This window comes from Knoellia flava TL1, from assembly GCF_000768675.1.
Lineage (GTDB): Bacteria > Actinomycetota > Actinomycetes > Actinomycetales > Dermatophilaceae > Knoellia > Knoellia flava.
On record NZ_AVPI01000014.1, the window covers coordinates 75,246 to 82,576 of the forward strand.

A 7,331-nucleotide genomic window follows, 5' to 3' on the forward strand; every position below is an offset into this window, starting at 1 on the left:
GTTTCGGGGGGCCGTCGCCGGGTAGGGGCACGGCATGACGCCGGACTCACCACAGCTCGTCAGGGTCGCGGTGGTCGACCACGAGGTCGTCCGCCTCGGCGTGGAGGCGATGCTGCGGCCCCACGCCGACCGCGTGCGCACGGTGCGGCTCGCGCGCGGCAGACCGCCCAACCGCCACGTCGACGTCGTCCTCGTGGACCCGGTGCTGGAGCCGCCCGCAGCAGGCCCGGACCTCGAGGCACTGTGCGCGAGCCCTCGCGTCGGCAGCGTCGTGGCCTACACGTGGTCACCCGATGACGCCAAGGTCGCCGACGCTCGCAGGCGCGGTGTGCCCACCCTCCCCAAGTCCCTCGACGGGGAACAGTTGGCGGAGGCGCTGTGCCGGGTCCGCGACGGGGGCGTCGTCGACGACGTCGCCGGTGGCGACCACCGCCGCGACGACTGGCCCGGCAGGTCGGTCGGGCTCACCCCACGCGAGTCCGAGGTCATCACACTCGTGACGAACGGGCTGAGCAACGGCGAGATCGCCGCGCGGACCTTCCTCAGCATCAACTCGGTGAAGTCCTACATCCGCTCCGCCTACCGTGCGATGGGTGTCTCGACGCGCAGCCAGGCCGTGCTGTGGGGCATCGACAACGGCATGGCGCCGACCCGGATGCGCATCGTCCTGCCACCGGCGAGCTGAGCGCCGGGACGGTCCGCAGACTCCCACCCGGGCGGTCGGTGGCGCCGGGTAGCGTGCACCCATGACCCCCTCCACGCGACGGCCCGTCACGGTCGCAGTGGTCAACGACCACGAGCTCATCGTGCGTGGCGTCGCGGCCCTGCTCGAGCCCTTTGCCGACCGTGTCCGGGTCGTCGAGCTCGACACCGAGACCACCCCGAAGCAGCCCGTCGACGTCGTCCTCTACGACACCTTCGCCCGCGCCGACCTCTCCCAGGACGACCTCGACGACCTCGCCGGCAGCGGTCTCATCGGGCGCCTCGTCCTCTACACGTGGACCCTCACCGAGGACCTCGTCGCGGCCGCGCGAGCCAGGGGGGTGCACGCCGCCCTGCCCAAGTCGCTCGACGGGGCCAGCCTCGCCGACGCGCTCGTGCGCGTGCGCGACGGCCATCTCGACCTCGTCACGGTGTCCGAGGAGCCGGTCATCCCGTCGGGATCGTGGCCCGGGCGCGACGAGGGGCTGACCCCGCGAGAGGCCGAGATCGTCGCGCTCGTCACGAGCGGCCTGAGCAACAACGAGATCGCCGACCGCACCTACCTCAGCATCAACTCGGTGAAGTCCTACATCCGCTCGGCCTACCGCACGATGGGCGTGACGAGCCGGAGCCAGGCGGTGCTGTGGGGCATCGACCACGGCATGGCGCCGACCCGCATGCGGATCACCCTGGCTCCCGACGGTGCCACCGAGTCCGACGACGACCTGCCCGACCCGGCAGCCGCCACCTCGTCCCGCTGAGCCCGGAGGAGGTGGCGGCCAGCCGACCGCGCCGAGGGCTCAGGGCGTGAGGACCACCTTGATGCAGCCGTCCTCCTTGGCGCGGAACATCGCGTAGGCGTCGGGCGCCGCGTCGAGGGGCAGTCGGTGGGTCGCGAGCGACTCGAGGCCGAGCGGGTCACCGTCCTCCATGACGACGGGGACGATGTCGTCGACCCAGCGCTTGACGTTGCACTGCCCGAAGCGCAGCGACAGCTGCTTGTCGAAGATCTCCATCATCGGCATCGGGTCGGTCATGCCGCCGTAGACACCGCTCACCGAGACCGTGCCGCCGCGACGGGCGGCGCCGATCGAGGCGCGCAGGGCGGCGAGCCGGTCGATCCCGGCCCGCTCCATGAGCGGCTTGGCGAGCGCGTCCGGCACGAAGCCGACTCCCTTGATCGCTGCCTCCGCGACGGGGCTGCCGTGCGCCTCCATGCCGACCGCGTCGAGCACGCCGTCGACCCCGCGTCCCGCAGTGAGCTGGACGATCGCCGCCACCGGGTCGTCGTCGGAGCTGACGACGGTCGCGCCGTAGGCCTCCGCCTTCGCCATCCGCTCGGGCACGTTGTCGACGCCGATGACCCGCAGGCCGCGGTGGACGCCGATAGCGACGGCGAGCAGCCCCACCGGGCCGAGCCCGAAGACCGCGAGGCTGCCACCCTCGGGCACCTCGGCGTACTCCACCCCCTGCCACGCCGTCGGCAGGATGTCGGACAGGTAGAGGAAGCGCTCGTCCGGCACCCCGTCGGGCACCGGGATCGGCCCGAACTGCGCCTGCGGCACCCGCAGGTACTCCGCCTGCCCGCCGGGGACCGACCCGTAGAGCTCGGTGTAGCCGAAGAGCGCCGCGCCCTTGCCCTGCGAGCGGACCTGCGTGGTCTCGCACTGCGACATGAGCCCGTGCTCGCACATCCAGCAGTGGCCGCACGAGATGTTGAACGGGACGACGACCCGGTCGCCGGGCTTGACGTGCGTGACCTCGGGACCGACCTCCTCGACGATCCCCATCGTCTCGTGCCCGAGGACGTCACCCTTGGCGAGGAACGGTCCGAGCGGGTCGTAGAGGTGCAGGTCGGACCCGCAGATCGCGGTCGATGTGACCTTGATGACCGCGTCGGTCGGCTCCTGGATCGTGGGGTCGGGGACCTCCTCGACGCGGACGTCCTTGCGCCCCTGCCAGGTGAGTGCCTTCATGTGCTGTCTCCTTCGGTCGTGCGGACGGTCGTGCGGACGGTCGTGCGGTCGTGCCGGTGACGGGTGCCGGTCAGGCGCTGACGTCGCGGTCCCACTTCCGTGTACCCGCGATCCGGGTGACGTATGCCGTGACCTCGCCGGCCCTGCCCACGGGCAAGCAGGCGTCGTCGAGCTTCCCGGTGAGCCCGGCCGCGGCCACGAGGGCGTCGGTGTCGCCGCCGAGCCCGATGACCTTGAAGTGGGTGAACGCGTCGGTGACGAAGTCGCGCGCCGTCGGCTCGTCGGCCAGGGCAGCCCCGCCCTCCGGACCCGTGACGACCGCCACGGTGTCGTAGAGCACCGACGGCGCTCCGGCCACTGCCTGCTTCGCGGCGAGCGTCGAGCCGTCCGAGAGCGTGGCGCCGCCGACCTTGGCGGCGATGACCTCGACGGTCCCGCCGGCCTTCTCGACGGCCTTGGTGAGCCGCTTGACGCCGGCGGCGTCGGCCCCGTCGCCGACGAGGAGCCCTAGCTTGCGTCCCTCGAAGGTCTCCTTCTCGTTGGCGAGGATGCTCAGGGCGGGCGACGGCTCGGTCTCGACGACGGGAGCCGCAGGCTCCGCGGCGTCCGGCAACGGCATACCGAGTCCGTCGGCCACACCGGACGCGAGCGCCTCGTCGACGTTGCGCAGGTTGGCGAGCATCCGCGTCCGGATCGCGGGGATCTCGCACTTGCCGAGCTCGAAGGTGTAGGCCGCGACGATGTGCTCCCGCTCGACCGGCGTCTGGCTCAGCCAGAACTGCCGCGCCTGGCTGTAGTGGTCCCTGAACGACTCGGCGCGGATGCGCCGCGTCGTGCCCTCGACCGGGGCCGGGTAGGGCACGTGCCCGTCGTCTCCCGCCTCTCGCGGGCCGCGGTCGTCTCCGGAGAAGGAGTTCGGCTCGTATGCCGCCCGCCCCGGTTGCAGGGACGTCTGCATGTGGCCGTCGCGCTGGAAGTGCGCGACGGGGCAGCGCGGTGCGTTGACCGGCAGCTGGCTGAAGTTCGTGCTGCCGAGCCGCTTGAGCTGGGTGTCGAGGTAGGAGAAGTTGCGGCCCTGGAGGAGTGGGTCGTTGCTGAAGTCGATGCCCGGTGGGACGTTCTGGGTCATGAAGGCGACCTGCTCGACCTCGGCGAAGACGTTGTCGACGACCCGGTTGAGCGTCATCGTGCCGACGGTCCGGACCGGGACGAGCTCCTCGGGGATGATCTTCGTCGCGTCGAGGACGTCGAAGTCGAACTCGTCGGCGAAGGCGTCGTCGAAGACCTGCACGCCGAGCTCCCACTGCGGGAAGTTCCCGGCGGTGATCGCGTCGAAGAGGTCGCGTCGGTGGAAGTCGGGGTCGGCGCCGTTGATCTTGATCGCCTCGTTCCAGACGACCGACTGCATCCCGAGGACCGGCTTCCAGTGGAACTTCACGAACGAGCTCTTGCCTGCGTCGTTGACGAACCGGAACGTGTGGACCCCGAACCCCTCCATCATCCGGAACGAGCGCGGGATGGCGCGGTCCGACATCGTCCACAGGGTCATGTGGGTCGACTCGGGCATGAGCGAGACGAAGTCCCAGAAGGTGTCGTGGGCCGACTGCGCCTGCGGGAAGCCGCGGTCCGGCTCCTCCTTGACCGAGTGCACGAGGTCGGGGAACTTCACCGCGTCCTGGATGAAGAAGACCGGGATGTTGTTGCCGACGAGGTCCCAGTTGCCCTCGTCGGTGTAGAACTTCGTCGCGAAACCGCGCACGTCGCGGGCGAGGTCGAACGAGCCGAGGTTGCCCGCGACCGTCGAGAAGCGCACGAAGGTCTCGGTCTGCTTGCCGGCCTCCGCGAAGACACTGGCGCGGGTGATGTCGGCGAGCGACTCGGTGCACTCGAAGACGCCGTGCGCGCCGTAGCCACGGGCGTGGACGACGCGCTCGGGGATGCGCTCGTGGTCGAAGTGGAAGATCTTCTCGCGGAAGTGCTGGTCGGCCAGGAGCGTGGGGCCGCGGTCGCCGGCGCGCAGCGAGTTGTTGTCGTCCTGGACGGGGGCGCCGTGCGCGGTCGTCATCGCCGGGCTGTCGCCACCCGCGAGCTGGTGCAGCTCACCGCCGTTCCCGACGACCTCGGTGCTGCTCGTGACCCCCGACGCCTCCGCACTCCGCGTGGTCGTGGTCCCGGCCTTGTCGCCGGCCCGGGCCGTGCCGGACGCCTTCGTGGTCGTCGCGGGCTTCTTCCTCGTCGCCATGCTCGTGCTCCCTCTCGCGCGGTGGGTGCCCGGGAGTCGACCGCCCCGCGAGCACGCGGACGTCTTCTCGACGCTAGGTGCGCGCTCGGGGGGGTCACCACCCCCATCGGGGTGTAGCGGTCGACGGCGTGGTCCGCGAGGTCGCCGAAGTCGCCGCGTTCTCGCAGGTCACCCTCACGATTCCGTGACCTAGTGTGAAAGGACCCGACCCGGAGGAGGGCCACGTGGTCCACATCGCTCGAGAGTTCGAGGTGCCCTGTCCCCAGGGCGCCGCCGTCGCCTACCTGGCCGACTTCGCCAACGCCGTCGAGTGGGACCCCGGCACCGTGTCCTGCGTACGCGACGGGGACCCGGCGGCGCCGGTCTCGCCCGGTGCGAGGTGGACCAACGTGAGCAAGGTCCTCGGGCGCGAGACGACCCTCACCTACGAGCTCGTCACCCTCACCGGCGACCACGTCGTCCTCGAGGGCAGCAACAAGACGGCCGACAGCAAGGACGACATCACGGTCACCGCGGTCGACGAGCGGACCAGCCGGATCCGCTACGAGGCCACGATCACCTTCAAGTGGCTGGCCAGGCTGTCCGACCCCGTCATGGCTCTCGTCTTCAAGGGCATCGCCGACGAGACCGTCGACGACATGACCGCGGCGCTCACCCGCGTGGGCAGCGCGACCGCGTGAGAGCCACTGCCGTCGCTGCCACGCTCGGCGCCGAGGACTTCGTGCTGCTCACGACCTTCCGCCGCAACGGCGAGGGCGTGCCGACGCCGGTGTGGATCTCGCCCCTCGACGACGGGAAGCGGATCGGCTTCTACACGACGATGGGCACCGGCAAGACCAAGCGGCTCCGGCACACGCCACGGGTGACGGTGCAGCCGTGCAGCCGCACGGGCACCCCCACGCCCGGCACCGAGCCGGTGGAGGCGAGCGCCGAGATGGTGCGGTCCGGCCGGGAGTTCGACGAGGTGCAGGGCGCCATCCGCGAGAAGTACGGCTGGCAGACCACGCTCTTCGCGCTCGTCGCCGGACTCGCCACGAGGCGCAAGGGCCTCACCTACCGCGACACCGTCGTGCTCATCACCCCCGAACCCCAGCACTCCCACCGAGAGGACACCCACCATGGCTGACAAGGACCCCAAGGAGCTCACCGCCGAGATCATGCGCGAGACGCGGATCGCGACGCTGACCTACGTCGACGACGCCGGCCGTCTCGTGTCGACGCCGATGGGCACGCAGGACTTCGAGGACCCCGGCACGGTCTGGTTCATCACCGAGCTCGACACCGACAAGGTGGCCGCGATCCGCCAGCGGCCCGAGGTCAACGTCGCCTACGCGAGCGACAAGGGCTGGGTCTCGCTCGCCGGCCGCGCGGTCGTGAGCACCGACCGCGCCAAGCTCGAGGAGCTGTGGGATCCGTCGGTGTCCGCATACATGAAGGGTGACGCGCAGGACCCCAACAACGGTCTTCTCGAGGTCACGGCGGACACCGCCGAGTACTGGGAGTCCCCGGGCAAGGCGGCCATGCTCGTCCACCTCGTCAAGGGTCTCGTCACCGACGAGAAGGCCGAGGACGAGGACGACGACTCCAGCGGCGTCGTCACGCTCTGACGGCCCGCCGACCGCGTCATCGGGCGCTTCCGGCAGCGCACGCCCCGACCACACCGGTCGGGGCGTGCGCACGTCAGTTGCCGCGGAGCGAGCGGAGCACCCGTGGCAGCTGGTCGACGAGCTCGCCGGCGAGGTAGCCGACCCGCCCGAACCGCATGACGAGGTCGTCGCCGGCGGCCGCGTGGACGTACTTCGCCCACACGAGCGCCTGCACCGGTGACGCGCCTCGACTGAGCAGTCCCACGGTGGCGCCGGCGACGACGTCGCCGCTGCCCGACGTGCCCAGGCCCGTGTCTCCCGTCGTCATCTCCCAGACCTCGCCGCCGGCCGCGACGACCGTGCTCGCGCCGACGACCGCGTCGAACCTCTCGGCCGCCTCGAGCGCGGCCTCGACGAGGTGGTCCTCGGAGACCTCCTCCTGCCCGAGCAGGTGGGCGAGCTCGTGGGCGTTCGGGGTGAGGACGAGCCGGCCGCGCAGCGCCCTCGCCGTCGCCGGGTCGGCCTGCGGCAGGCTCGTGAGCCCGTAGGCGTCGAGGACGACAGGTGTGTCCTCGGCCAGCCGTCCCACGAGCTCGTCGAGCAGCCTCGCCGTGCCCTCGGCGGAGTCGAGACCGGGACCGACGAGCACGGCGTCGGCACGCTCGAGCTCCTTGGCGAGCGCCTCTCCCGCGCCCTCGCCGGTCACCGAGCCGTCCTCGTCCTCGGCGAGCCCCCGGGCGCCGCACTCGGGCAGGGCGACGGCGACGTGCTGCGCCACGCTCGCCGCGACGGCGACGCTGAGGCGCCCGGCACCGGTGCGCAGGG

The 7,331-nt window shown here is 71.4% G+C and carries 8 protein-coding genes; 5 read left to right on the top strand and 3 right to left on the bottom strand.

Annotated elements, in window-relative coordinates; genetic code table 11:
* The first annotated feature begins 34 nt into the window (after positions 1-34).
* On the top strand, positions 35-685 hold the full coding sequence (locus N798_RS07135) for a helix-turn-helix transcriptional regulator (protein ID WP_035947376.1): 651 nt from the start codon (positions 35-37) through the stop codon (positions 683-685).
* A 61-nt stretch (positions 686-746) separates the two neighbouring features.
* Positions 747-1,463: a response regulator transcription factor gene (locus N798_RS07140; protein ID WP_084100221.1), complete on the top strand. Its 717-nt coding sequence runs from the start codon at positions 747-749 to the stop codon at positions 1,461-1,463.
* A gap of 39 nt (positions 1,464-1,502) precedes the next feature.
* On the opposite strand, the gene N798_RS07145 is transcribed toward N798_RS07140, so the two are convergent.
* Together N798_RS07145 and N798_RS07150 are read right to left on the bottom strand one after the other, a co-directional pair.
* Positions 1,503-2,678 (bottom strand): zinc-dependent alcohol dehydrogenase, encoded by a 1,176-nt coding sequence (locus N798_RS07145; protein WP_035947377.1) that lies wholly within the window; start codon positions 2,676-2,678, stop codon positions 1,503-1,505.
* A gap of 70 nt (positions 2,679-2,748) precedes the next feature.
* Positions 2,749-4,743 (bottom strand): catalase, encoded by a 1,995-nt coding sequence (locus tag N798_RS07150; protein ID WP_229708821.1) that lies wholly within the window; start codon positions 4,741-4,743, stop codon positions 2,749-2,751.
* A 401-nt stretch (positions 4,744-5,144) separates the two neighbouring features.
* Between N798_RS07150 and N798_RS07155 the strand changes: the two genes are divergently transcribed.
* Genes N798_RS07155 through N798_RS07165 form a run of 3 tightly spaced genes read left to right on the top strand, consistent with a single transcriptional unit; the run spans position 5,145 to position 6,527 of the window.
* A complete protein-coding gene (locus N798_RS07155) occupies positions 5,145-5,600 on the top strand; it encodes an SRPBCC family protein (protein WP_035947378.1) in 456 nt (151 codons plus the stop codon).
* Entirely contained in the window at positions 5,597-6,046 is a 450-nt protein-coding gene (locus N798_RS07160; RefSeq protein WP_035947379.1) for a PPOX class F420-dependent oxidoreductase, read from the top strand. Before N798_RS07155 ends, N798_RS07160 begins: the two co-directional genes overlap by 4 nt.
* On the top strand, positions 6,039-6,527 hold the full coding sequence (locus N798_RS07165; protein WP_035947380.1) for a pyridoxamine 5'-phosphate oxidase family protein: 489 nt from the start codon (positions 6,039-6,041) through the stop codon (positions 6,525-6,527). Before N798_RS07160 ends, N798_RS07165 begins: the two co-directional genes overlap by 8 nt.
* Before the next feature lie 73 nt (positions 6,528-6,600).
* Here N798_RS07165 and N798_RS07170 read toward each other — a convergent pair.
* Positions 6,601-7,331 (bottom strand): ADP-dependent NAD(P)H-hydrate dehydratase (locus N798_RS07170; protein ID WP_035947381.1); only part of this gene is annotated, 731 nt, incomplete at its 5' end.